Source organism: Candidatus Tisiphia endosymbiont of Sialis lutaria (genome assembly GCF_964026535.1).
In the GTDB taxonomy this organism is placed as follows: domain Bacteria; phylum Pseudomonadota; class Alphaproteobacteria; order Rickettsiales; family Rickettsiaceae; genus Tisiphia.
In genome coordinates, this window is sequence record NZ_OZ032153.1 from 194602 (window position 1) to 219772 (window position 25171).

At 32.0% G+C, this 25171-nt stretch carries 26 protein-coding genes and 1 pseudogene; 14 read left to right on the plus strand and 13 right to left on the minus strand.

Features of this window, described 5'->3' with window-relative positions; translation table 11 throughout:
• Positions 1-312 precede the first annotated feature (312 nt).
• The 4 genes from AAGD20_RS00930 to AAGD20_RS00945 all read left to right on the plus strand — a co-directional run bounded on the left by AAGD20_RS00930 (position 313) and on the right by AAGD20_RS00945 (position 4556).
• Positions 313-612: a transposase gene (locus AAGD20_RS00930; protein ID WP_341748685.1), complete on the plus strand. Its 300-nt coding sequence runs from the start codon at positions 313-315 to the stop codon at positions 610-612.
• 7 nt (positions 613-619) lie between these two features.
• Positions 620-1438: an IS3 family transposase gene (locus AAGD20_RS00935; protein ID WP_341748686.1), complete on the plus strand. Its 819-nt coding sequence runs from the start codon at positions 620-622 to the stop codon at positions 1436-1438.
• A gap of 121 nt (positions 1439-1559) precedes the next feature.
• Positions 1560-3467 (plus strand): N-6 DNA methylase, encoded by a 1908-nt coding sequence (locus AAGD20_RS00940; protein WP_341749066.1) that lies wholly within the window; start codon positions 1560-1562, stop codon positions 3465-3467.
• A gap of 318 nt (positions 3468-3785) precedes the next feature.
• Positions 3786-4556 carry a metal ABC transporter permease gene (locus AAGD20_RS00945; protein ID WP_094649688.1) on the plus strand — a complete coding sequence of 257 codons (771 nt, stop codon included), beginning with the start codon at positions 3786-3788 and terminating at the stop codon, positions 4554-4556.
• A gap of 25 nt (positions 4557-4581) precedes the next feature.
• Here the strand turns inward: AAGD20_RS00945 and AAGD20_RS00950 are convergent, their stop codons facing one another.
• From AAGD20_RS00950 to AAGD20_RS00960, 3 genes are all read right to left on the minus strand, one after another.
• Positions 4582-5508: a S49 family peptidase gene (locus AAGD20_RS00950; protein ID WP_341749067.1), complete on the minus strand. Its 927-nt coding sequence runs from the start codon at positions 5506-5508 to the stop codon at positions 4582-4584.
• A gap of 3 nt (positions 5509-5511) precedes the next feature.
• Complete coding sequence (locus tag AAGD20_RS00955) at positions 5512-6246, minus strand: TlpA disulfide reductase family protein (RefSeq protein WP_341749414.1); 735 nt, start codon at positions 6244-6246, stop codon at positions 5512-5514.
• Between the two features lie 123 nt (positions 6247-6369).
• Positions 6370-6996 (minus strand): dioxygenase, encoded by a 627-nt coding sequence (locus AAGD20_RS00960; protein ID WP_341749068.1) that lies wholly within the window; start codon positions 6994-6996, stop codon positions 6370-6372.
• A 525-nt stretch (positions 6997-7521) separates the two neighbouring features.
• On the opposite strand from AAGD20_RS00960, the gene AAGD20_RS00965 reads away from it, so the two are divergent.
• Positions 7522-7677, plus strand: coding sequence for a hypothetical protein (locus AAGD20_RS00965; protein WP_341749069.1), 156 nt, complete (start codon positions 7522-7524; stop codon positions 7675-7677).
• A complete protein-coding gene (locus tag AAGD20_RS00970) occupies positions 7662-7847 on the plus strand; it encodes a hypothetical protein (protein WP_341749070.1) in 186 nt (61 codons plus the stop codon). The genes AAGD20_RS00965 and AAGD20_RS00970 overlap by 16 nt, the downstream gene beginning before the upstream one ends.
• Positions 7848-9072: 1225 nt before the next feature.
• Here AAGD20_RS00970 and AAGD20_RS00975 read toward each other — a convergent pair.
• Positions 9073-10116: a hypothetical protein gene (locus tag AAGD20_RS00975; protein ID WP_341749071.1), complete on the minus strand. Its 1044-nt coding sequence runs from the start codon at positions 10114-10116 to the stop codon at positions 9073-9075.
• A gap of 394 nt (positions 10117-10510) precedes the next feature.
• Here AAGD20_RS00975 and AAGD20_RS00980 point away from each other — a divergent pair, with 394 nt between their 5' ends.
• On the plus strand, positions 10511-11218 hold the full coding sequence (locus tag AAGD20_RS00980) for a 50S ribosomal protein L11 methyltransferase (protein ID WP_341749072.1): 708 nt from the start codon (positions 10511-10513) through the stop codon (positions 11216-11218).
• 154 nt (positions 11219-11372) lie between these two features.
• Here the strand turns inward: AAGD20_RS00980 and AAGD20_RS00985 are convergent, their stop codons facing one another.
• From AAGD20_RS00985 to AAGD20_RS01020, 7 genes and pseudogenes are all read right to left on the minus strand, one after another.
• Positions 11373-11936: a phospholipase D family protein gene (locus tag AAGD20_RS00985; protein ID WP_094649650.1), complete on the minus strand. Its 564-nt coding sequence runs from the start codon at positions 11934-11936 to the stop codon at positions 11373-11375.
• 39 nt (positions 11937-11975) lie between these two features.
• Entirely contained in the window at positions 11976-12884 is a 909-nt protein-coding gene (gene lipA / locus AAGD20_RS00990; protein ID WP_341749073.1) for a lipoyl synthase, read from the minus strand.
• Positions 12885-12897: 13 nt separating this feature from the next.
• Positions 12898-13893 carry an Mrp/NBP35 family ATP-binding protein gene (locus AAGD20_RS00995; protein ID WP_341749074.1) on the minus strand — a complete coding sequence of 332 codons (996 nt, stop codon included), beginning with the start codon at positions 13891-13893 and terminating at the stop codon, positions 12898-12900.
• Positions 13894-14296: 403 nt separating this feature from the next.
• Positions 14297-14830 (minus strand): hypothetical protein, encoded by a 534-nt coding sequence (locus AAGD20_RS01000; RefSeq protein ID WP_341749075.1) that lies wholly within the window; start codon positions 14828-14830, stop codon positions 14297-14299.
• A gap of 131 nt (positions 14831-14961) precedes the next feature.
• Positions 14962-15999 (minus strand): annotated as a pseudogene (locus tag AAGD20_RS07065) (Rpn family recombination-promoting nuclease/putative transposase).
• Positions 16000-16039: 40 nt separating this feature from the next.
• Positions 16040-16984 (minus strand): Rpn family recombination-promoting nuclease/putative transposase, encoded by a 945-nt coding sequence (locus tag AAGD20_RS01015; RefSeq protein ID WP_341749077.1) that lies wholly within the window; start codon positions 16982-16984, stop codon positions 16040-16042.
• A 35-nt stretch (positions 16985-17019) separates the two neighbouring features.
• Entirely contained in the window at positions 17020-18384 is a 1365-nt protein-coding gene (locus tag AAGD20_RS01020) for a M23 family metallopeptidase (RefSeq protein WP_341749078.1), read from the minus strand.
• 307 nt (positions 18385-18691) lie between these two features.
• On the opposite strand from AAGD20_RS01020, the gene AAGD20_RS01025 reads away from it, so the two are divergent.
• The 7 genes from AAGD20_RS01025 (at position 18692) to cyoE (ending at position 24199) form a co-directional block, all read left to right on the plus strand.
• A complete protein-coding gene (locus AAGD20_RS01025; RefSeq protein ID WP_192866941.1) occupies positions 18692-19201 on the plus strand; it encodes a DUF2155 domain-containing protein in 510 nt (169 codons plus the stop codon).
• 12 nt (positions 19202-19213) lie between these two features.
• On the plus strand, positions 19214-20509 hold the full coding sequence (locus AAGD20_RS01030; RefSeq protein ID WP_341749079.1) for an O-antigen ligase family protein: 1296 nt from the start codon (positions 19214-19216) through the stop codon (positions 20507-20509).
• Between the two features lie 124 nt (positions 20510-20633).
• Positions 20634-21452: a bifunctional DNA-formamidopyrimidine glycosylase/DNA-(apurinic or apyrimidinic site) lyase gene (gene mutM / locus AAGD20_RS01035; RefSeq protein WP_341749080.1), complete on the plus strand. Its 819-nt coding sequence runs from the start codon at positions 20634-20636 to the stop codon at positions 21450-21452.
• A gap of 148 nt (positions 21453-21600) precedes the next feature.
• Positions 21601-21993 (plus strand): DNA-directed RNA polymerase subunit omega, encoded by a 393-nt coding sequence (gene rpoZ, locus AAGD20_RS01040; RefSeq protein ID WP_094649542.1) that lies wholly within the window; start codon positions 21601-21603, stop codon positions 21991-21993.
• A complete protein-coding gene (acpS, locus tag AAGD20_RS01045; protein WP_341749081.1) occupies positions 21990-22379 on the plus strand; it encodes a holo-ACP synthase in 390 nt (129 codons plus the stop codon). The genes rpoZ and acpS overlap by 4 nt, the downstream gene beginning before the upstream one ends.
• 58 nt (positions 22380-22437) lie before the next feature.
• A complete protein-coding gene (locus tag AAGD20_RS01050; protein WP_094649544.1) occupies positions 22438-22890 on the plus strand; it encodes a DUF1772 domain-containing protein in 453 nt (150 codons plus the stop codon).
• 412 nt (positions 22891-23302) lie between these two features.
• On the plus strand, positions 23303-24199 hold the full coding sequence (gene cyoE / locus AAGD20_RS01055) for a heme o synthase (RefSeq protein WP_341749082.1): 897 nt from the start codon (positions 23303-23305) through the stop codon (positions 24197-24199).
• Positions 24200-24344: 145 nt separating this feature from the next.
• Here the strand turns inward: cyoE and AAGD20_RS01060 are convergent, their stop codons facing one another.
• Both AAGD20_RS01060 and AAGD20_RS01065 read right to left on the minus strand, forming a co-directional pair.
• On the minus strand, positions 24345-24734 hold the full coding sequence (locus AAGD20_RS01060; RefSeq protein WP_341749083.1) for a type II toxin-antitoxin system VapC family toxin: 390 nt from the start codon (positions 24732-24734) through the stop codon (positions 24345-24347).
• Entirely contained in the window at positions 24727-25032 is a 306-nt protein-coding gene (locus AAGD20_RS01065; protein ID WP_341749084.1) for a hypothetical protein, read from the minus strand. The genes AAGD20_RS01060 and AAGD20_RS01065 overlap by 8 nt, the downstream gene beginning before the upstream one ends.
• Positions 25033-25171: the final 139 nt, after the last annotated feature.

The window sequence follows — 25171 nt, forward strand, 5'->3', positions numbered from 1 at the left end:
AAAAAGCTAACTTTTAGGAAACTAAAAATTTCTTAATGTAAAAAACAATTTATATATCAACTATAAGTTGAATTTTGAAAATCAACTTTACTCTTATACATTTCCAACTATAATTACTTCTGTTGTTCTAAATGTTGTTGTTGCCTATATAGCTCTGTTAGCCTTTTATCTATTGTTGTATTTTTCAAATATGGGGCAAGTAGCTTATCATTCATCCTATATTTTAAATAGTCTATATAATGGTCTCCATATTTTGGACACAAAAATAGAAGAAATGAGATAGAATTCTTTAGCAAAAAAGGAGAGCTAGAGATGAAAAAACAAGTAAGGCAATATAGTGCTGAGGAGAAATCAAAAATTGTCATAGAGACAATCAAGGGCGAGCTAACAATAGCCCAAATAACTAGTAAGTATGGTGTTCATGCAACGCAGATAAGTAATTGGAAAAAACAGGGGCTTGAATTATTAGTACAAGGCTTTAAGAGTAAAACACAGAGTGCTGATCCAAATCAGCAGGAGTTAATCAAGAATCTATATGAACAAATTGGACAGTTAAGTGTAGAGCGTGACTGGCTCAAAAAAAAATCTGCATTGTTTGGACTTAAAGGTTAGGTGTAATATGATAGAGCCTAATCATAATAAATTAACAATTATACAACAGTGTAAGTTGTTGGGTATTAGTAGGTCAACCTACTACTATCAACCTACTGCTATTAGTGAACAAGAACTTAAGATCATGGCAATAATTGATGAGACCTATACTATGCATCCATATTATGGTATGCGACGGATGGCTAAATATTTACAAGCCCAAGGTTTTTCGGTAGGTCGTAAAGCTGTTAGACGTTACTACCAAATAATGGGTCTTGAAGCTGTTTATCCTAAAATGAATTTGAGTAAAAGAAATCAGGCACATAAAATATATCCTTATTTATTAAAAGATTTAGAGGGAACATACTCAAATCAAGTATGGTGTTCAGATATCACTTACATAAGGTTGCAACAAGGATTTGTTTATTTGGTAGCCATTATGGATTGGCACAGTCGTTATATACTTAGCTGGCGGGTATCTATTAGTTTAGAAAGTACTTTTTGTGTAGAGGCTCTTGAGGAAGCTATAGAACAATATGGTATACCAAAGATTTTTAACACAGACCAAGGAGTGCAATTTACGTCTGAGCAATTTATCTGTATTTTAAAAAAATATAATATTCAAATAAGTATGGATGGCAAAGGTAGAGCTTTGGACAACGTGTTTATTGAGCGATTTTGGCGTTCGTTGAAACAGGAAAAAATTTATCGAATAATTTTAACAATTGTAAAGGAGGCAAAAGCAGCTATTAAGGAATATATCGATTTTTATAACCACGAAAGAATGCACCAAGCATTGGGGTATAGGACTCCTAGCTTGATGTACTATAAACAAAAAGTTGCATAATAGTGACAATAATAATTTCATGGGAATTATATCTCTAAATTGCTAAATTTTTGTCTAGACAAAGGAGACCACCATATATGAACTTGATAGTTTGCCAAATTTTAGAATAACAACAGAAGAAATGGAGACAATAAATAATGATAAAAGTGAAAATGAAGAAATTAAGATAGCACAATATGGTAAAGTTAAAAAACGAATACAAAAATTGTTTATAAAAGTAAAAGAAGAATTAGAAGATGATGGAATTTTTATTACAAATGAAGAAATAACACTTGATGCAAAATCAATTGTTTATGTAGTTGGAGAACTAGAGCAAATCGCATTACTAAAAACTGAAAAAGATATAGTAGGGGAGGCTTTTGAAACTTTTGCAGAAAGTAAATTAGTTGGTGAAAAAGGTGAATTTTTTACACCTAGAGAAATTGTAAAGCTTGCAGTGCAAATTTTGGATCCATCCTCAAATCAGACCATTATAGACCCTGCTTGTGGTAGTGGTGGTTTTTTAATATATGCACTTGAACATGTTTGGAAAAAAATGGATCATGATCGAACATATAAAAATTCAACAGATATAAATAGGTTAAAAAAGCAAATAGCCGAAAAGTGTTTTTATGGATTAGAGAAAGAAATAGATTTAGTTAAGATATGCAAAGCATATATGACAATTATAGGTGATGGTAAGAGTAAAATTGTTCAAGAAAATACATTGCATCCAATTCATGAATTCCAGGTAAAAACAAAAGAATTAATTACAACTCAAAAAGACGGTGAAATTGAACTAAACACTTTTGATTTTGTTGTTACAAATCCTCCATTTGGTAGCAAAATCAAGGTTCTAAAAGAAGACTGTAAATATTTTGAACTAGGGCATCAATATAAAAAAGAAGGTAATTCTTTTATAAGAACTAATAAAGTAAAAGAAACTGAACCTCAAGAGTTATTTATAGAAAGATGTTTGCAATTATTAAAAGATGGAGGTAAACTTGCAATAGTCTTACCAGAGACTTACCTTCATGCCCCTTCTAAAAAACACGTTCTAGATTTTTTAGTTAAAGAAAATAATATTATTGCAGTTATAGATCTACCTCATAATACTTTTAGACCTTATTGTAATGCGAAAACTTGTTTATTAGTATTAGAAAAAGGCAAAAGACAAAATAGTGATATTATCATGGCTGTTGCAGAAGAAATGGGGCATGATCATACTGGAAGATTAATTTATAGGTACGATAGTACAAATGAGGTATTTACAAAAGAAATTTGGGACGATACAGAAACCATAAGAAATGAGTTGTTATCTAAAAAATTCAATAAAAATACCTTTATAACTTCAAGTTCTGATATCACCAATAACGTTTATGTACCACGCTATTACTGGAAAAAAAAAGAAGAAGAAATAAAAGAGATAGCTAATAATCAAAAATTTAAACTTATTACAATTAACGAATTATTAAAGCAAAATATTTTACAAGCATTTAACGGACACGGTTCACCGCCAAGCGAGTATAAAGGGACTGGAACAGTCCCTTATGTTAGAGTGGCTGATATAATTAATTGGGAAATTTACAAGAACCCAACTGCATTAGTACCAGAACATATATATCATAAAATCAAAGGTAAGAATGGTTTGTCTTTACAACAAGAGGATGTAGTCTTTGTTCGTAGAGGAAGTTATAGGATAGGGTCTGTTGCAATGATTTCAAAATTTGATACGAATGTTTTATTGACTAATGAAATTACAACTTTTAGAATTATTAATCAACATAACATTTACAATATTACATCGTATTATTTTCTATTTGCTATGTCTCATTCAATTACACAAAAACAGCTATATAACAAAATATTCATAGACACAACTCTACCAAATATAGGAGATAGATGGAAGGAACTTTTAATACCTATTCCATTAGATAGAAATAAAACTTTAGAGATTTCAAATAAGATTAAAGATACATTTACTCAAAAATGGCAAGCTTTGGACAAACTATCTTTTTTAAGGGATGAGTTTGGTGATATTGTAACATAGTTGAATCCATGAGAATTAGTATAGATACATCAAGACTATATGGGTTGCTTCGTTGTGCAGTTTCCGCACTCCTCGCAATGACTGACGGGTTATAGATGCCTACGTCATTGCGAGCGAACGTACGTAAGCGTGGCAATCCAGAAGCCTATAGTCAATTTAGGAGAATTGGGTAGTAGAAACGATAGAGCGACGCCTATAAAAGTAATAGGTGAGCAACGAGTGCAACGTTTCCAAATGTTCCTGAATTGGCTATATATAACCATAAAAATAATTAAGCACTAAGTGCTATTCTCAATTTATTTATTAAAAATCGTATAAATGACTCTAATAATATTAACTATAATTCTAATTAGTTTAATTTTTGCTCCCCTTGGTTGTCTAAGTTTATGGAAAAAATATATTTATTTTGGTGATGGTTTGTCGCATGCTAGTTTACTGGCTGGGAGTATTAGTCTTCTAATCCATTTGCCTGTTGTTTATTCGGGATTAATTGTCGCTATTATCTTTGCTATCTTAGTATTTACCTTAAAAAATAGATCAGGTGGCAGTAATGTGGTAATCTTGGTATCAAATTTTATGTTATCTTTGGCTTTGGTAATAAGTTATATGTATCCACTACAGATTAAGATTACTAGCCTATTATTTGGCGATATTTTATCTAGCTCCTTAAATGATATATTAATTTTATCAGTCATATTTCTGTTAGTTATTTTTTTCATTTGCTATTTCTACCGTCAGATTATTCTAATTGTAATTAATAGAGATATTGCTCAAATTAAAGGGATAAAAGTAAGAACCATTGAATTGGCATTTTTGTTACTTTTATCTTTATCAGTATTCTCGACTATTAAAATTGTTGGAGCACTACTTGTCACTAGTATTTTGTTGATTCCAACCATGACGGCTAGGATGATTTCTAGTAACCCTGCTCAAATGATTATCAATTCAGTTATCGTGGCTTTAATTGTAAATTTCCTTGGTTTAACAGCATCATTATATCTTGATGTACCAATTACCCCAATAATTACTGTAATAAATACTATGGTTTATTGTTTATTCTATATAATTTCACGAGCAACTAAAGTATAGCATAAAAATTGTAGGGTTAGTTATATTACCGAATATTAAATCTATCATAGGTAATTTTATTATCTATCGATTCAATCAAGCTATCAGAAAATTCTTGCACGAAATCATGCCTTACCATACCAAGCTTTCTCTTAATCCATGATTGTTTATTAGCTACATATTTAATAGTGACATCCCCGTATTTCTTTTTTATAAAACTATACATATCATCTATACCATCAATTAAACCAAAATCAACAGCAGTTTGTCCAGACCAGAATTCTCCATTAAATAAAATATCATCTTCTTGAGTTAACTTACTGACTCGACGTTCTTTAACATAATCTATAAAATGTTGATGAATCTGTTTTTGTAGATGCTTAATAATTTTAATATCTTCCTTTTGCACTGGTTGGAATGGATCAAGGATAGATTTATTTTTACCTTCTGCATAGACTCTCCTTTCTATACCAAGCTTATCGATAGCAGCAGGGAACCCAAAACCAGCCGAAATAACTCCTATACTACCAATAATTGAACTCTTAGATGCATATATTTGGTCGCCAATGCAGGCAAGCCAATATCCACCAGATGCTGCTACATCTTCTACAAAACTATACACGGGTATTTTCTTTTCCTGAGCTAACAATCTTATACGTTTACTAATCAGCTCAGATTGCACAGGTGAACCACCTGGAGAATTTATACTTAAACATAGAGCCTCAAGATTTTTGATTTCAAAAGCCTTGTCAATTAACTCATGTAGTGACTCAATAGTTAGCCCTGATTTTATTGAGCTTACTTTACCGATAACTCCACTAAGGCGAAGAACCGCAACTACTGGCTTTGATGCCCCAGAACCTATTATAGGTAACAAGGAAAATAATTGTTCTAACTTACCTACTTGACGTTTAGCAATTACCTGTTCAAATTTCGTGTCGGCAATTGAATTTTTATTATGTGCTTTACGCATTGGTTACTCCTTTTTTGTTTCTTCAGAAGCATTATGATCTTCTTTTATGTTTTGTTGTACTTCTAGTTTTTTATCTTTCTGTTCTTTAGGTGCTAACTGTTTATTAACCGGTTGATTAATCGTTTGTTCACGGTAACTATTCTTGGGTTCTGGATGATTCCCAGGAATATTTGACAAAATAATATTCCGAATTTCTGTATCGTACCAATTAATAATACCAACAAAACTTGCTAACATTTTTCCATCTGGACTAATTAGAATAGCAGTTGGTATACCAACTATTGAAAGAGCTTTAAATAATTGATTCCTAAAATCATGATAGATTGGTAAATATCTTATATCATAATTTTTATAATATTTTTGTATAACCTCTATGCCTTGGTAGTCTTGTGATACAGGAATTATAGCAAATGGTAGCTTTCTAAAATCTTTTTGCAATATATCTAAATCTGGCATTTCCTTAACACAAGATGCACACCATGTTGCCCAAAATACCAATAATATCGTTTTTCCTTCAAAATTATCAAGAGAATATTTTTCACCTTTATCATCGAAAAAAAATACCGTATCTGGAACGGGAGATGAATCAAGCATTTTTACGCCTGACTTGCTATAATCTAATGCAAAACTATTAGTGATGCACAATAAGTATGCTACAATCAAAAAAAACAGTTTACTATATTTTTTAATATACCTATAAACAATAGAATTATTGCCAACTAATTTATTAATTATCATGAAAAACAATATTTTTTTACCTCTAATATTATTAAGCTGCTTAATTTTAACTTCTTGTGGACTAAAAAAGCCATTAGAAAAGCCCATTGTAGAAGATTGTTGCGGATGTAAATAATCCAACCTTTAATATCTTTTGAATGTTCGTCCTGGCATCACAACCTTAAACTCATAAGTTTTGATGCCACTATGAACACTAGTCAGAACATGGCTAACTTCTCCGCAATTATCTAAATCAACCATTGAGTTAGATAAATATAACTTAGTTTGTAATTGCCCAAGATCCAAATGCTCAACTCTAATGTTTACATTAGCAGTTTCACGACCAATTTTACTAGGGTATATAGTAATAAAATAGAATTCCCCTTTATTATTGGTAGTGGCCGTACCAGATCCGGTAAAACTTGATTTACTTCCAAGATTTAGCATTTTTTTATTGATACGAGTACGAAGTGGTATATAGGGATATTTTCCATCACTTCCAACTTGCCATAAATATATTTTTGCATCTGATACTGGAACGCAATGCTGGTCTAACAATATACCCTTCACTATAATTTTTGTACCACGATAGACCGATTGTTGACCTGTGCTTCTAAGTAAGTTATTGGATGATTGAAACTCTAGCGGTTCATAATCATTTATTGTACTCTTAGTAATCTTACAGCAATTAAGCCTATTAGGATAATAGTTAGGTTCACTTGCTATAGCAATAGTAGAACACAAACAGATTAGAAATAATAACTTTTTCATGTTTTGCCTACATTAATTATCTGGGTTGTTTTGTTGCCACTAAAGCGACCCAGTTGTCGAAAGTTAGAAGAAGAGGTTTTAGAGGTTATCATGGCAGTTTAAAAGTTACGGAAAAATAACCGTGTCATTGCGAGGGCATGAGCCAACGAAGCAATCCATTTTGGTTGCTTTTATGGATTGCTTCGTCGACCTACGGTCTTCCTCGCAATGACGTTGACTCCATACGACTTTTCAACTCCTCTGTCTAAACCCGCTTCCTCTTCTAGCTTTCGATGGTTGTGCTAAAATGGCTCCTCGCCTAATAGATACCAGTTTGTTATGGTAAATACTAATCGAGTTAACTATATATCAATTCAAAATATTTGTGATAATAATTTTTCAAAAATTTTAGTAAAATCACTTGTATTACCTAAAATTTTTATATACACTTTTAAATATGATGGCAGCTGTTTCTATATCTAATTATAAAAATAGTTGTTTTTATAATAATAATTAATTATTAATATTAAATATAAGGATGATGTTATGAGTAAAGATTGGGTTGCACGGCTGGTCGAGAGAGCTGAAAACTCACAACCTACTGTACACACAAACAATTGTTGGGGTAACATAGATTATTCGCCATTAGCTCCTACTGATAAGCTTAACGTTAAAGTTCCCCTGGGATGGCGGGAGTTTTAACTGCTGCTACTATTACTGCTGCAACCAATCCGGTAGCTGCTGGTCAATTCTTAGCCAAAGGTGCAACGGCTGCTATGGTAGCTGATGCATGTAGGGGAGAGCCATCTTTTAGTATGTCAATAACAGGTCACCACGGGGATACTTTTGGTCATTTAGATTTTCCTCACTAATAATTAATCTAAATTCGATATAACTTGTTATATAGAATTTAGGTGTATAATATAGAAATAACATACGTCATTGCGAGGAGCTACTTTAGTAGCGACGAAGCAATCCAAAAACTAACCCAAAATGGATTGCTTCGTCGGCATATGCCTTCTTGCAATGACGTAGTAATGTTAGTCAGGTTAGCTATAAGAACCGTTTCAAGTATATATTTTATTTAGTGCTTATGTCGAATGTTGAGGTTAATTATGTTTAAGTGGGATCAATATCTGTTATATGTAATCAGGGGAACGTTGTATATGACTATCATGCTTCGAGTAATAACATATCTAATTGAAAATAATATAGGTGTTTATGAAATTTTCTTTATTAAATATTCATTATGCCATACCATTCCCCTACTATTTTTTGGGTTTATTGGTTATACAATTGATTATTACTATAAGTATAAAAACAAAAAACTTTGACAACTATATTGATAGCAGTTGTTGGGTATAGCTAATATGTCTAGCATTACTACGTCATTGCGAGGAGCCGCTAAAAGCGGCGACGCGGCAATCCAAGAAAAAGTGAATAGAAATGGATTGCTTTGTCAGTCTGGCGACCTCCTCGCAATGACGGGTTTGTATGGTAATTACCCTAAGTTTATATTTACACACAATCTTTAGTTATAATTTAGCTTTCTTTTCAACTTTCAACAGTTATGGTGTCATCCCAATAAAGGAAATTCTGACATGTTGATAAACATAATAAACTTACCTTACGCATAAACCCCATGACAATTTAAAAATTTCGGAAAAGTACAAAACGCTATTAGCGAGACCACTACGTGGTCGAAGCAATCCACATTCATTAGATTGCTTCAATGCTACTAAAGTAGCTTCTCGCAATGACGCCAAGCTATTTTCTATATGACTTTTAAATGCCATGCGTAAGGTGAGTAATAAATTTACATTTTGCAATAGAAAGCATATTAGGTATGATTAGATAAGTAAATAATTTTTGTGATAATTACCTACTTTAATGTTAGTAGTAAATTACAAAGATTCCGTAAATTGTACGATTTACGAAATCTTTGTATTGATAGTTTTGATCGAAAATTAATATATGCAATAAAAAAAGTTTCTTTTATAGAAAATAATAAGTTATATTATGCCAATTTAAGGGTCTTACAGGATATTTTTTCTTTTTACCTTCTGTATAACAACCACTTGACATAATGCCTTTTTGTTAGTAATCATTAGGCGTCATAGACTCTCCAATTGGATATATCTCATTAAATCCATTTTGTACTAAGAAGTCACTAGTCTCCTGGGGAAAATGTATGTTAAATATATTTTGATTATGGTCAAAATAAAGTTTGCTTAAATCATCATGCAACCTTGCTAGAGTTTCGACAGTACCACTACTGTTTCCTTGGTCTTTTAAAATACCTACAGATGAATTAATCTTTTCCACTAAATCATTTACAATTTTCCTTTCTATACTGGATTTACCTACTGGCTTTAATAAATCAGGATCTTCTGAAATTGCGTCAATAACGCTGAACAATTGCCATATATTGTCTGAACCTAATGAAAGCTTTTGTTGTGCCTGATCACGAAATTTTTGATATTCAGAGTGATTAGACCTATAATATACCATACATGCTATGAGAGGCAGATCGCCCTTTTGTAAAGATATATGATGTTGACTTAGATTTTCTACTAGCGTTTGGGCTATTATAGCTGCTGTACAACCAATTTCTGAATTACCTGAATTACCAGACAATAGATTTATCATTGCACTTAATTCCTCATCTTTTATTGGAACAGCTGTGAAAAAGTTACTACGAGAGAAAGTACTAAGTTGCATAGAACTATTTACAGACATGCACTCTAGTTGCACATCTTGCACTTCTTGCGAATGATGACTATCCATTAAAATCAACATTCCTAAATTTGAACCATATTTAGGAACAATATCTTCTCTTGATTCATTTTTAAAGTAATTTAATAAATCTTCATTCTTGTGAATATATTCTAAAGCAGGATTATTATTGCTAAGACCTAGCACTTTTATTAACTCACAATTAGGAGTTGTTAGAGAACGATCACTTAAATATGCAGCTATTATTATTTTTTTTAAATGTTCTGGTACTTCTGTAGTGTTTACAATTACATTAACAGCCTTGTCATTTTTCAAACAATTTATGATATTTTTATTTTGTTCGAGCCTTTGTACCATTTCATCATTTATTATAGCATCATATTGTATGTCTAGGTTATATTTCATAATCGTTCTCTTAGTCTATACTGTTTTTATTTGGTGGATATTTATGGTCAATGATCATTATTGATCTATAGATTCCATTATTAATGTCTTCTTATAGTTTATAATTTTAGTATGTCAAAATATTTCTGTTACAAACACTTATTTTTTTTCTACTTTACTGATGGAGATGGTTTACTATAGTCAATTGATGAGAAGTTGGTGATGTCGTCACTACTCGTCGCCCCTAGCCCCAAATTCTCCTGAATTGAATATATAATGTAAAACTGTTGTACATGAACAATCCCTTATAATCCAAAATTTGATGATATTGTAAAAAACTCTAAATGTGTCATAGAAGGAAGTTAAAAAGATGATAGACTAATTTAAAGTTTTATGGTTATTAAGTATGAAATCTATGGCACAAATAAATCCAGAGGCAGAAAAATATATATCAAGTATAATTGATAAAGAGGTACAATATCAGGTAAAGGTTCTTAACAATAATTTTATTATCAAGAATGTTAATGTTTATCCTCCTGGAAAGTTGACTGAAATGTTTGCAGAGTTTTTAATAGATAACAATTTAGTAGAAAGTAAGGTGGTTGCAGATATAGGAGCTGGATGCTTTGCTTTAGGTATAATAGCTGCAAAAAATGGTGCCGATACAATTATTGGAAGTGATATCAGTAAGTATGCGATACAATGTGCTACAGATAATTTGATACTTAATGGTATTACAAAAAATGTGTATTTATTTAAAGGAGAGGGGGTATCTCCTTTACTGCCAAATTTTGTAGGTAAGATAGATATAATTGTTTCAGGGGGTCCTTGGGATAATTTATCAAAGGATGAATTTAAAACTATACCACCTGAAAGAAGAGCAATTAGCCATACTTTTTATGATGTTGATAATAAACTCATAACAGCTATTATGTTAAAAGGGTTTAAGTTACTGTCACATAAAGGTAGAATATTTATTACTTCATCAATGAGAAGCATTGACCGAATACAACAATTATGCTTAAAGTATCAATTAAGTTATAAAATAGTTAAAGAAGCTGACCTACATAATGATGGTAATATACATTATATATTAGAAATAACCCAACGTTTGAAACGTTGATGGACTGAACGTTAACATCCATAAGAAGATGGTATAGTCAATTGATGAGAAGTTGGTGACGTCGTCACTCGTCGCTCGCCTATTACTTATAGGCGTCGCTCCTGCTACCCAATTCCCCTGAATTGACTATAAAAGACGCCATTGACAGAGCCTATTAATTCTTTGCTCGACGACTAAGCCAACTTTGCAGATAAGTTTCTGCAATATCACTATTTTCTATTAATAAAACGTTTTCAGCATTTCTATTATCAGCTGCGTTAGTAAAATTAAAGCTACCGGTAATCACCTTGCTTTTATCAATAATCATAATTTTGTTGTGAGCTATACCTGGTACTTTATCTATTGATACATCAATACCAGCTCGTTTTAATTCATGCATTTTAGAATATCTATCATGTAAGTTACTACGATCTAATAATATCCTTACTTCAACACCGTTTTGTTTCGCCTTAATTAATTGATCAACTATCTTTTGCGAAGTTAAGCCAAATGCTTGAATATAGATACTATCCTTAGCCTTAGATATTTCTTCTGCTATTAATGAGCCACAACCGGATGGAGGGGTAAAGCAGACATTCAAATTATCAGTTTCAGTATGAAAACTATGCCAAGAAGCTGTATCATTTATTTCATTATAGCCTACTCCGGTAGCAATACCGAGTAAAAATGATATTATCACTGATAATTTTGTATTATGCTTTTTAGATATTTTTTTCATTTTCTATAATGTTTACAGTAATTTTGGGATTTGATAGACTTATGCGGGAAGTCTAATATTATCCTTCAATTTTTGAAAATCCTCACCAGCATGATAAGAAGAACGAGTTAATGGACTGGCAGAAACCATTAAGAATCCTTTAACTTTGGCAACTCTTTCAAAATATTTAAATTCTTCTGGAGAAACATATCTATCAACTATAGCATGATTTTTGGTTGGTTGTAAATATTGCCCGATAGTTAAAAAATCAACTTTAGCTTCTCTTAAATCGTCCATTACTTGCATAATTTCATCGTTCGACTCTCCAAGACCAACCATCATACCTGATTTAGTAAAAATTTCAGGGTCTAATTTTTTTACATTATGCAAAAGACTTAGTGAATTGTAGTACCTAGCTCCTGGTCTAATAGTTTTGTATAAAGAAGGTACTGTTTCTACGTTATGATTATAGACGTCAGGTTTTGCTGATGCTATTATGTCAGCGGCTCCTTCTTTCTTAAGGAAATCGGGTGTTAAAACTTCAATTGTGGTACTAGGTGAAGCTAGTCTTATTTCTTTGATACAATTGGCAAAATGTTCAGCTCCACCATCATCTAAATCATCTCGATCAACTGAAGTAATTACCACATGTTCAAGTCCTAATTTCATCACAGCTTGAGCTAATCTTTGTGGTTCATGCGGATCGAGTAAATCAGGGCGACCAGTTTTAACATTACAAAAACGGCAAGCACGAGTACAAACAGAGCCTAAAATCATAACTGTAGCGTGTTTTTTTGCCCAACATTCTCCGATATTAGGGCAGGCTGCTTCTTGACAGACTGTGTTTAATTTTAAATTTTCAATTATCTTTCTTGTCTCATGATATTGATACGAATTTGGTGCTTTAACCTTTATCCAATCAGGTCTTTTTATAGCTGGCACTTCTTCTATTTTGATTATGTTTGACATATAATCCTACTTATTAAACAAATTGTTTTATTGGTAGTTTAATTATATCGGTAAGACTAATACTATTGTCACAATTATAGGATAATTTTGGTTCAATAGGAATCTTACAGATTAAGGGTATATTATATTCTTTGGCAAAATTTTCTCCACTATTGCCACTAAATATCTCGATTTTCTTTCCTGAACTTGCTTCAACTAAATAGCTCATATTTTCTATAATACCTAAAATTGGTAAATTAAATTTTTTGTATAAATCAATCGACCTAACTACGTCTATTGCCGCCATCTTTTGCGGAGTAGTTACTATTATTACTCCATCTAAGTGATAATTCTCTAAAATGCTTAAGTGAATATCACCAGTACCGGGTGGCATGTCAATAATTAAATAATCTAACTCCTGCCAATGAGTGAGAGATAATAGCTGGTAAATGGTTTTGCTAGCCATTGGACCACGCCACACAATAGCAGAATTATTCTGAATAAGAAATCCAATAGAAATAATTTCAATGCCCCGCGATTTTAAAGGGGTCATTTTATTATACACTATTTCTGGTACATCACTAATACCAAATATTTGCGGAATTGATGGTCCATAAATATCAGCATCTACTATTCCTACCTTATATCCTTCCAGATTTAGTTGCTCGGCTATCAATGCGGTTATAGTAGACTTGCCAACTCCCCCTTTACCAGATGCTACCAATATTACCTTTTTTACTCCATCAATGAAATGCCTAATTTTTGGACTAGTTGATTTTTTAGATAAATTTTTGCTACTAGTTAAAACTATAGTGATTTTGCCAATATTAGCTATTTCATTTAATTTATTGATAGCTTTAATTTTTATTTCATTGACTTCCTTAGGATCCTTGCCAAAAATATCAATTGCAAATCCAATATTTTTATCCTTAATTACAATATTAGATATAATATCGATTAATTTCGTATTGTCACTAAAGGTAATACTGGAAATTTTATTTAGTATTTGTTGCTGGTTTATATCAATCATCTTTTTTACAATAGGTTATTTTTTTGGTAGCTATAGTCAATGAGAAGTTGGTGACGTCTAGCACCCAATCCTTTTGAATTGACTATACTCTTATCCTTAGATAATTTTAGTATATACTAATTATGATATGCACTAAGTATTTTATGAAAAATATTTTTATTATTTTTATTCAGGTATTTTCTATATACTTAGTTAGAAAAGGAAGCAGTTTTAGAAGTCATTGTGGTAGCTTAAAAGTTGTAAAAAATAACCAATGTCATTAGACCTCTTGCATAACCTAATCTAATTGGTAATTTTGTTGTCAAAACTCGTCTCCGTTCCTCATGTACATCTTCGTCCGCTGCGGTATTCAACTTCGTTTTTCCTAAAAATTCCTCAGTTATCTTTAGGTTATGCAAGAGGTCTAATAGTATATGCATTTAATTTTCGATTCCATCTTTTGCCTTAAGGTTTTCTTATAACGTCTCACCGGACTAGTTTCATTTTCTCTTACATAAAAATATTCATCATCTTCAGGCATTCTAATGCCAATAGGTATATAATCTGGGTTAATACATGGGGTTTGACTAAAACAGTTAACACGCGGAGTGTCATGAATAGTTTGAGTTAAATCTGGACGCCATTTATTTAACGGTTCTTCACTAGATATTGAAAAAACAATTTCTCGTTTTTTCTTGTTATTAAACTTCTTTATAAGTCTGTCTATATCTTTTTTATCTTCCTTAAATAAAGGAAATTTAATAGGAGTAGGTATTCTTATTGTTTTGTTCATTTCGTTTTCATTAACTTTAGTTGGATTATCTTCTGCATACCCTGTTGTTGTATTAATCGATAAAACTAATACGATTAAGTTAGTTAATTGCTTAAACATAATTTTGATACCTATAGAGTTCTTAGTTGTTTGTAAATTATAGCTAACTTGATTAGCATTAAACACCGTGGCAATTAAAAAATTGCAGAAAAGTACAAGACGTTTTTTACCTAGACCACAGAACTAGGTCGTGGCAATCCACATTCATTAGATTGCTTCGTTGCTACTAAAGTAATGCCTTGCTAATAAGTGCCAGTTTACTGTACTTTCAATAATTCATTGATTCTTGTAATAGATAATCTAGTCATTCTTGCTACTTCCTCAATAGAGTTACCATTGTTTATCATCATTTTTATTAATTTAGCTTCACCCTCGGCTCTACCCTCGGCTCTACCTCTAGATTCTCCGATTTGAATCCCTTCTTCTTTCCATACTTGAGCTATACTAGGCATAAGTTCTTCTCCTTTTTCTTTAGTTAAACTATTTTTTAATATTTTTTCTAACTCTATTTTATCACTTTGCTCAATAAAGGTCAAAGTATAGCTCAATAGATTTCTTATGTGGTCATGACCTATTGTTATTTTACTCAATTTAGGCAAGAGATAAGAGATTTCTTGCCATCTTTTCAGTAATTGACGTTCGTGGATGTGTTTGAGGAAAAATAACAAAATTCCAGACCATACTTTTTTCTTGAGTTCTTCATCAGGAATATCATGTACGTTAATAAGCTGACAATCATTTGTCCAAAAGCCTCTGGCTAAATCTGGATGGCTAAATAAATTCCATATATTGAGCGATGCGTTATATTTCTTCTTGCCATTATAAATTATTAAGGGATAAATTAATGGAAGGCTTTTATAGTCAATTGATGAGAAGTTGGGGACGTCGTCACTCGTCGCTCACCTATTACTTATAGGCGTCGCTCCATCGTTCCTAGCCCCAAATTCTCCTGAATTGACTATAGCTTTAGGATTAGTAGTTAAATATAGATCACAAATATTAATCATATATTTAAATAACCTAAATGCCATCATTTTATCAACAGTACTTTGATGTTCCAACAGCAAAAAAATATAGCCATCTTGATCATTAAACTTAACAGAAAATAATACATCAGAAATAGTTTCAGAAAGGTCTGGCTCAATAAAACTATCTTTTTCTAATTTTAAAGATGTACTATCGATTAAAGCCAACACATCTTTAGGCAAATGAGTTGCCAAAAACTCTTTAGCAACTATTGGATTCTCCATAGATTTGCGAAAGATTTCGTCATGTTTTGGCTTGTCTAGAGTCATAATAAAATTTGCTTATATAGCTAATCTAATAATTCATTACTTATTGTACTTTCAGTAATTCATTGATTCTTGTAATAGATAATCTAGTCATTCTCGCTACTTCTTCAATAGAGTTACCATTGTTTATCATCATTTTTATTAATTTAGCTTCACCCTCGACTCTACCCTCGGTTCTACCCTCGGCTCTACCTCTAGCTTCTCCGATTTGAATCCCTTCTTCTTTCCATACTTGAGCTATACTAGGCATAAGTTCTTCTCCTTTTTCTTTAGTTAAACTATTTTTTAATATTTTTTCTAACTCTATTTTATCACTTTGCTCAATAAAGGTCAAAGTATAGCTCAATAGATTTCTTATGTGGTCATGGCCTATTGTTATTTTACTCAATTTAGGCAAGAGATGAGAAATTTCCTGCCATCTTTTCAGTAATTGACGTTCGTGGATGTGTTTGAGGAAAAATAACAAAATCCCAGACCATATTTTTTTCTTGAGTTCTTCATCGGGGATGTCATGTACGTTAATAAGCTGACAATCATTTGTCCAGAAGCCTCTGGCTAAATCTGGATGGCTAAATAAATTCCATATATTAAGAGGTGCGTTATATTTCTTCTTGCCATTATAAATTATTAGGGGATAAATTACTGGAAGGCGTTTAGCTTTATGATTAGTAGTTAAATATAGATCACAAATATTAATCATGTATTTAAATAACCTAAATGCCATCATTTTATCAACAGTACTTTGATGTTCCAATAGCAAAAAAATATAGCCATCCTGATCATTAAACTTAACAGAAAATAATACATCAGAAATAGTTTCAGAAAGGTCTGGCTCAATAAAACTATCTTTTTCTAATTTTAAAGATGTGCTATCGATTAAAGCCAACACATCCTTCGGCAAATGAGTTGCCAAAAACTCTTTAGCAACTATTGGATTCTCCATAGATTTGCGAAAGATTTCGTCATGTTTTGGCTTGTCTGAAGTCATAATAACTTAAATTATAGAGCTTCTTTGATAAAATTTTAAAGAAATTTCGTTGCTGAATTTTCAGTAATTTCTGATTTACTATCAAGTTCACTACTTAAAGACCTTATACTATTTTTAAATTGCTTAAATTGTGCCAATTGCTTGCCGCTAAGTTCTATACCAGGGGTAGATTTAACATTCATAGGGTTTACGTTCTTACCACTTATTTTAACTTCATAATGTAAATGTGCTCCAGTAGTCCTACCAGTACTACCGACATATGCAATTACTTGCCCTTGTTTCACTATACTTCCTGGTTTAAGATTTTTAGCAAAATTAGAAGCGTGGGCATAAGCAGTTGATAAATTCTGACTATGTTTAATTTGTATGAATTTCCCGTAACCAGATTTCCAGCCTATCTCAGTTATCACCCCATTACCTGCCGCATAAATTGGCGTACCAGTTGGAGCTGCAAAATCAACTCCTTTATGCATTTTGGTATAACCTAAAGTAGGATGATGTCTATTACCATAATGTGAGGAAACTCTAACTAATTTGATAGGGGTTCTAAGCAAACTTCTTTTAACACTTTTACCATCTTCGGAAAAGAAATCATGATTATTTGCTGTATTATTTGGAGAATATCGAAAAATATTATACTCCTTACCGGATAAATTAAGTGATACATATAGAACCTTACCATGATGGGAAAATTTACCATCTTTGGTAACAAATTTCTCAGTGATAACAGTTACCGTGTCACCATTTTTAATTTGACGTTGAAAATCAATTTGATAACTATACGAATTAATCATTTCACTTATACTATTACTTGATAACCCTAAAGCTTTTAAAGCTGACATAAAGTTTGAATTAATAACTACCGACGATTTGGTTAGGAGCTTATTGAAAACTTTGGTTACGTCTTTCGCAAGAAGGTCTTCACCTTCTCTAATAATTTCTAGAGATTTGATTTTATCATACGCTATAGTTAGTTTTTTCAATGTACGTGACTCGGAAGCAAGGTCTTGATCATCTTGTTCGATAAGTTTTGTTTCATAATCAAAAACCAGTTGTTGCCCTATCTTTAAAGATGATTCAATATTTTTGTCTCTTGTTATTTTTATAATTTGGGTTATTTCTTTACTTGGAATTTGTTGATGCAAAAGTATTGCTTTTAATGTATCACCTTTTTTGACTGTAACAATTTGGGATATTTCATCCGATAGTTCTTTTAAGGGGTCAACTATTTCTGGTTCCGCTATGGTAATTGACATAGTATCATTAACGAATTTATTGATCGATGAAGATACAAAAGTAGCAAAGCCCATAAAAATAAATATAGACAAGTACGAAAAACCAGTCCTAAATTTAGATTTAATTTGTGGATTGGTTAATATAAGTTGGATAATAGCTTGCATTAAGTCTTACTCAAATGTATTAGGTTCTTAGGTGATTCAGGAAAAATTTATCCATAATCTGGTTTGGGATGGATAGTTTCCTTCAAATTCCTCAACATAAGTGACTTCTAAAAGAAGTCTTGATATAGCCAACTTCTCATCAATTGACTCTAATTATATATTAGTTACTCTACCAATATGGAGTATAGAAAAATAAATTACAATAAAAAAATGTAAATTTTTACATATACAATTTTATTACAAGGTAGTATAACTACCACTCCAATATAACTCAAAGAATTATTATTTCCGAATGCTACAAAAATTGATGAAACGTCTTATATTTACTAGTATAATCGGTTTTTTATGTGTTCTCTCTCCTTATGGACAAGCCGAAGACGTCGTTCAAGATGTAGAATTCTTCGATACTACCGATGAAGATAGTAACGAGTTAGAAATTAAAGCCTTAGAAATTAAAGACCGTCAAGTTAACGACAATAATTTATCCAATATACCAAATAATGCTGAAAATTCAGAATTAAAAATTTGCCAGCAGGGCAAAATTATTGCTTTAAATAAAATTACCGCAACATCAAAGGAAATGTTATTAAAGCTTAATGAACCACAATATTTTGGTAACATTCAAATTAAATTGCATAAATGTATAAAAAATCTTGATCCTTACAATGGAGATAATTACATGCTATTAACCATTACAGAACATAAGATTGATGAAGACCCTATGTTAATTTTTCAAGGATGGCTTATCTCATCAAGCATTTCAGTTTCCACCTTTGAGCATCCAATTTATGAAATTTTTGCTAAAGATTGTTTATAAGGATATTTAAGAATGATACAATCCATGATTTACGTGTTAGTAATGTTATTTCCAGCAGTTGGATTAATTTCCGGTTTCTCTGCAGCAGTAATAGTTCCTATTTGGTTATTAACTATATTAACCACTTTAAGAGGTAAAATTTTTGTTAATTTGCAATATGCTGCTGTTAAAAAAACTTTGCTATCCAATTGGAAATTGGAGTTACTATTTTGTCTTTGGTGTCTTGTAACAAATTTTTATTCACATAACTATCCTTCATCTTTAGTTAATTATCTACAAGTTTCTTTAGTTGTTCTAATAGGGTTTATCGTAAATAGCAATATTGACAAATTACCGATCAATGCAACCAAAATAAAAATATATTTTATTATAGGAATAGTGGCAGCAATTGCTCTATTCTTTATAGAATATCTATCTCATGGTATTATAACAAAAACCTTTCGTACTATTTTTCAGCCAAATTCTTCCGGTCAGTTCTTTTTATTCCTTCTTGATCGGGGCTGTTCTTTATTGTCAGTTCTTTCCTGGTTACTAATTGCTATACTGATACTATATCATAAATATCTATTGGCACTAATATATTATTTGTTAATTTTTTATTTATTATTTATCTCAGATAGTTTGGCAAGCTTTTTAGCATTTACCGTAGGTGGGTTAGTATTTTTAACAAATAGGCTGTTAGCAACCAAAGCATTGCAATCTATTTTTTTGAAATTATTTACCTTGGCTATGCTCACCGGTTCAATAATGATGCCGATAATTAGCTATAAAATACAACCATATTATGCATTAGAGAACTATGCTAAATTTCTACCTGATACTGCTAAGCATCGGGTGTTTATTTGGCACTTTGTTGCCAAGCAAATTATCAAGAAACCAATTTTGGGCTATGGATTTGCTTCGTCAAGAAATTTTAAAGTTGATAAAGAACAAATGGTTAGCTATCATCAATGGACTTGGTCACCATTACCTCTACACCCACATAATAATATAATGCAAATTTTATTTGAAACGGGCTTAATAGGTTTGATACTATTTTTATCTTTAATTTATAAATATATTCAAAAAATTAGTAATATAAGCTTAGTGCAGTCCTCTAAATATGATAAGATGAATCTAGCAAGTAAGGAAATAGATATAGATACGTTAAATTATAAGTCTGTTGCCTATGCTTGCTTTATAAATTATTATATAATAGGTATGATCTCATTTAATATTTGGCAAGTATGGTGGGTTTGCAGTGCCTTTGGGGCGATTATTTTGCTTAAATTACTATTACGTCGATCAGTGACAAATATAGTCAATTGATGAGAATTAGGTAGTAGGATCGATGACAGCCATTGTCAAATATTTTATTTCGACTATTAGTGCTAAGTTGTTTATGTGATATATGTAGTATATAATAAATATAAAATAGTAATAAAATGTAAAAATGCCAGAACTCCCTGAGGTTGAAACATTAAAACGTTGCCTAGAACAACGAATAATAGGGGCTACCATTAATAAGCTGGATAAAAGGCGGGATAATATACGTTATAGACTGAGCGAGCAGTTAGAGTCAGATGTAAAATCAGCAAAAATTATCGCCCTAAGGCGTAGGGCAAAATATTTGCTAATTGATCTAGATAATTATTACTCGATTATTGTCCATCTTGGTATGACTGGCAGGTTAACACTACAGCTTGGCGATTATCAGCTACAAAAGCATGATCATATTATTCTCTTTTTGGGGAGTTGTAAAAAATTAGTTTTTAATGATTCACGACGTTTCGGTATGATTTATACCGGGCAAACAAAGCTCCTTGAAGAAACATTTTTAGCAAATTTAGGCGTAGAACCTTTGTCAGAGGATATGTCGTATGAGTATCTAGAAATGAAATTGCTGAATCGCTCTGTTCCGATAAAAAACCTGCTAATGGATAATAGGATTATTGTCGGTGTTGGGAATATATATGCCTCTGAAAGTCTTTTTGTGGCTAGAATACATCCAGGTAGACTGGGTAGTAGTTTATCAAATAACGAAATAAGTAATTTGTTGTTAGCCGTCAAACATGTTTTAACAAAAGCCATATCAGCAGGCGGGACAACTCTCAAGGATTTTGTTAGCGGTGATAGTAAACCTGGTTATTTCCAACAAGAATTACAGGTCTATGCCCGAGAAAATCAGAAATGTTTGAACTGCCAGGGAATAATAAGGAAAATAAAGCAATCCGGTAGGGCTAGTTTTTATTGTGCCACTTGCCAAAAATAAGCTTCTTCACAATGACGAGATATATATGATCTGTAAATGCCATGCGTAAGGTGAGTAAATAAATAAAAATTCTATCCTTGAAATATACTTAGTTACTTAGTATACTTAGTACAATTAGTTGGATTTTATAAAATAAAAAGAGAGGGTTATGGCTAGGATAACGATTGAAGATTGCATTGGGAAAATTCATGATAGGTTTGAGTTGGTAGCTCTATCGTCTCAAAGAGCAAATGATATAAATTCTGGCAGTAAGATGACTATTAATAACGTTAAAGGTGATAAGGCAACTGTGCTGGCATTACGTGAAATAGCGGCTGGTTATGTAACAGTTTGTTCTTTAAAATCTCAGTTACTAAAACGCCTTCGAACAAAAAATAGAGTCGATCCTATTGATGAAGAAAATCCCGATGCTTCTCTTGATGCTGTTGCAGAAGATTTTGACTATTTACCAAGTGGTGCAGATATCAGTATTACTGAAGATTATTCTGATTTAGATGATCAAGTATTTGATGATAATATAAGTGATAATGAACAAAAATGATTCTTGGCATTGGTACAGATATAGTACAAATTCCAAGAATAGAGAGGATATTAAACCTATATGGTCAACGTTTTATAGATAAAATTCTTTCTAAAAAGGAATTACAAAAGCTAAGTTCTCTAAGTAAAGATCAACATGGTTGTTTCTTGGCAAGAAGGTTTGCAGCAAAAGAAGCAATTAGCAAAGCCCTTGGCGTTGGGATTGGCAGAAATTTACAATTTAAAAATATCTCTGTATTAAATGATGATTTAGGAAAGCCATTTGTATCGATTTATCATCATGAAAATCAGAGCAAATTTGGACAAAATTCTGAACAAATTAAAATTCATTTGTCTATTTCAGATGATTACCCAACTTCCGTAGCGTTTGCAATCGCTACATCTTAGGTATATAGAGGTCTGGAAGTTGTTTTAATTAAATAAAAATACTAAAAAAGGGGGTATCATGCCAAAAATTATAGAGCTAGTAGCATTAATAGCAATAAGTATCTTTGCCGGTGGTTGTATTGTGATTGGTTTAGTATTAGTACCATTTTGGCAAAGTATGAATCCTACCGATTTTTTGTCATATTTTTCCAGTTGGTCTTTTACAATTGGTGCTACAATGTTAACTATTGGACTAATAGCTCAATGCTCTGTAATATTGGCATTAATGCAAAATAAAATTGGCAAGAGACGTAACTTATGGTGTACATCTGCAGTATCGCTAGGTATGACATTTGTGTTATTTTTTGTATATTTTGTCAAAGCAAATGCAGGATTTGCTCATAGTACAATTGATCCTTTGCAAGTAGTTTATGAATTAAAACTATGGGAATTGATGCATTGGCTACGCGTAGGACTTATTTTGCTTTCAACCTTATTAGCTATTATAGCATTAGTTGATAAAAGTGAATAAAAGCAATAATAATTAGGTAGCAGGAGTGATGGAGTGCATAAGCGTCAGTTTAAGAAAATAAAGTAGAAAAGTCGTCATTGCGAGACCACGCAAGTAGGTCGTGGCAATCCATCTTTGATTACTTTTATGGATTGCCACGACCTACTTGCGTGGTCTCGCAATGACGACTTTTCTACTTTATTTTCTTAAACTGACGCTTATGCGATGGAGCGACGCCTATGAAGTAATAGGTGAGTATTGAGCGACGACGTCACCAATTTCTCATCAATTGACTATAATTTTGTTCACAGAGTATCAAGGTTGTTATGAGTAAAACATTAATCCCCCCCTTCAGTTTAGAGTCCGGTATAGTCAATTCAGGGGAATTTGGTGCTAGGAACGATGGGGCGACGCCTATAAGTAATGGGCGAGCATGAGTAAGGACGTCACCAATTTCTCATCAATTGACTATAATAGCTCGGTTATGGACTATATTATGCTGATGAAACCTAGAGTGATGGCACTTGTGGTATTTACCAGCTTTTCTGGTCTATGGCTTGCTTCAGGCGTAATTCATCCATTTATAGCGTGCATTGCTATGCTCTGTATTACGCTTGGAGCTGGTAGTAGTGCAGCTATTAATATGTGGTATGATAGAGATATTGATGCCATAATGAAACGTACGCAAAATAGACCTCTAGTCACCGGGGTTATAGAACCACGGGACGCTTTAGCTTTTGGTGTGGTTGTTGCCTTCTTCTCAGTTTTTCTGATGGGTCTTTGTGTTAATCTGCTATCGGCTTTATTGTTATTAATAACCATATTATATTATGTCTTCATTTATACTATGTGGCTAAAACGTTCAACCATGCAAAATATAGTTATTGGTGGGGTGGCGGGTGCATTACCGCCTATGATTGGTTGGGCAACGGTGACTAATGAGATTTCTCTTGGCTCTTTTTCTTTATTTATGATTATTTTAACTTGGACACCACCGCATTCTTGGGCATTGGCAATTTTTCGTTCAGAAGACTACAAAAATTGTGGTGTTCCGATGATGCCGGTAGTAAAGGGAGATTATTATACTAAGAAGCAAATTCTTGCCTATAGTATAATTATGTTTATTACTACATTTATGCCATTTTGCTTAGGAATAAGTAATCATTTATATTTGCTTACGGCATTTATATTAGGTCTAATTTTTCTATATTATGCTGTTTCTTTGTTTCGTGATAAAGATAATAAACAGGCTAAGAAATTATTTGCCTATTCAATATTTTATCTTTTCAGTATTTTTTTAACATTGGATTTCTTTCGAAATTATAGCTAATCTGACTAATTGATTGTCGGAGATAATTAATTAAGTGGTGTTTTATACTCCAATAACTAAATATTCTTTTGGCAGTTAGAAAGAATAGAAGATAAGTTAATTTAATGTCCAGTTACAACTTGTCTGGATATATTTTTGTAGGAATTCAGCGAATTAATTTAATATCTGCATTATTTAATTGTAGTTGAGTCCAAACCATATCAGCAGTGTATATGGGTATTTGTAATTTGATACCTAAAGCAATACAAGCACGATCGCCTAAAGATAAACCTTTGTGCTGAACATGTGATTGTAGTTCGGCTACATACCCAGCTTGTTCAAGATCAAATGGAACAATTAGAGTAATAATATCGCTAATCAAAGTTAGTGATTTTTGTGGTGAAATACTGAAACGCTGTAATGCTGTTAAAGATTCGGCAATATTGACAGTCGACATGACAGAAAACTTTAATAAAGGTTTTATTATCTCTGCCCCTTGTTCTTCTTGGATGAGAGCGAGTAATGCGGAAGCATCAAGTATAATATTATTATTCACGCTTTGCCTCTAAACGTCTCATGGCTATTAGCTCATCAACAAGGGAAACATTTTGATTAGTGGCATTAATATGGTTTCTCACCTTTGTTTGTAGTTTGGATAAAGCTTGATTAGGAGTGGTAATATAAATTGTCTCATCCTTCATATGTAATATAATGTCATCTCCTGCCATTAGATTAAGATTGTGACGAAAGATTGATGGAATAATGACTTTGCCACCATCCCCTAATTTTGTACGTATAACTTCCATAATATCCATGCTAGCAATTTGTGCATAATATAACATTTTATGCCACATATGTTGATTGTATCTTGATCATTTATGAATGTCAAATATTAGTATTCTTGCTGTTGATAACAAGGTATAAGCATCTCTTCATTATTTTCATAAAATTTATTATTTTTTACATTCTAATACTTAGTGTTTTACAATTTAT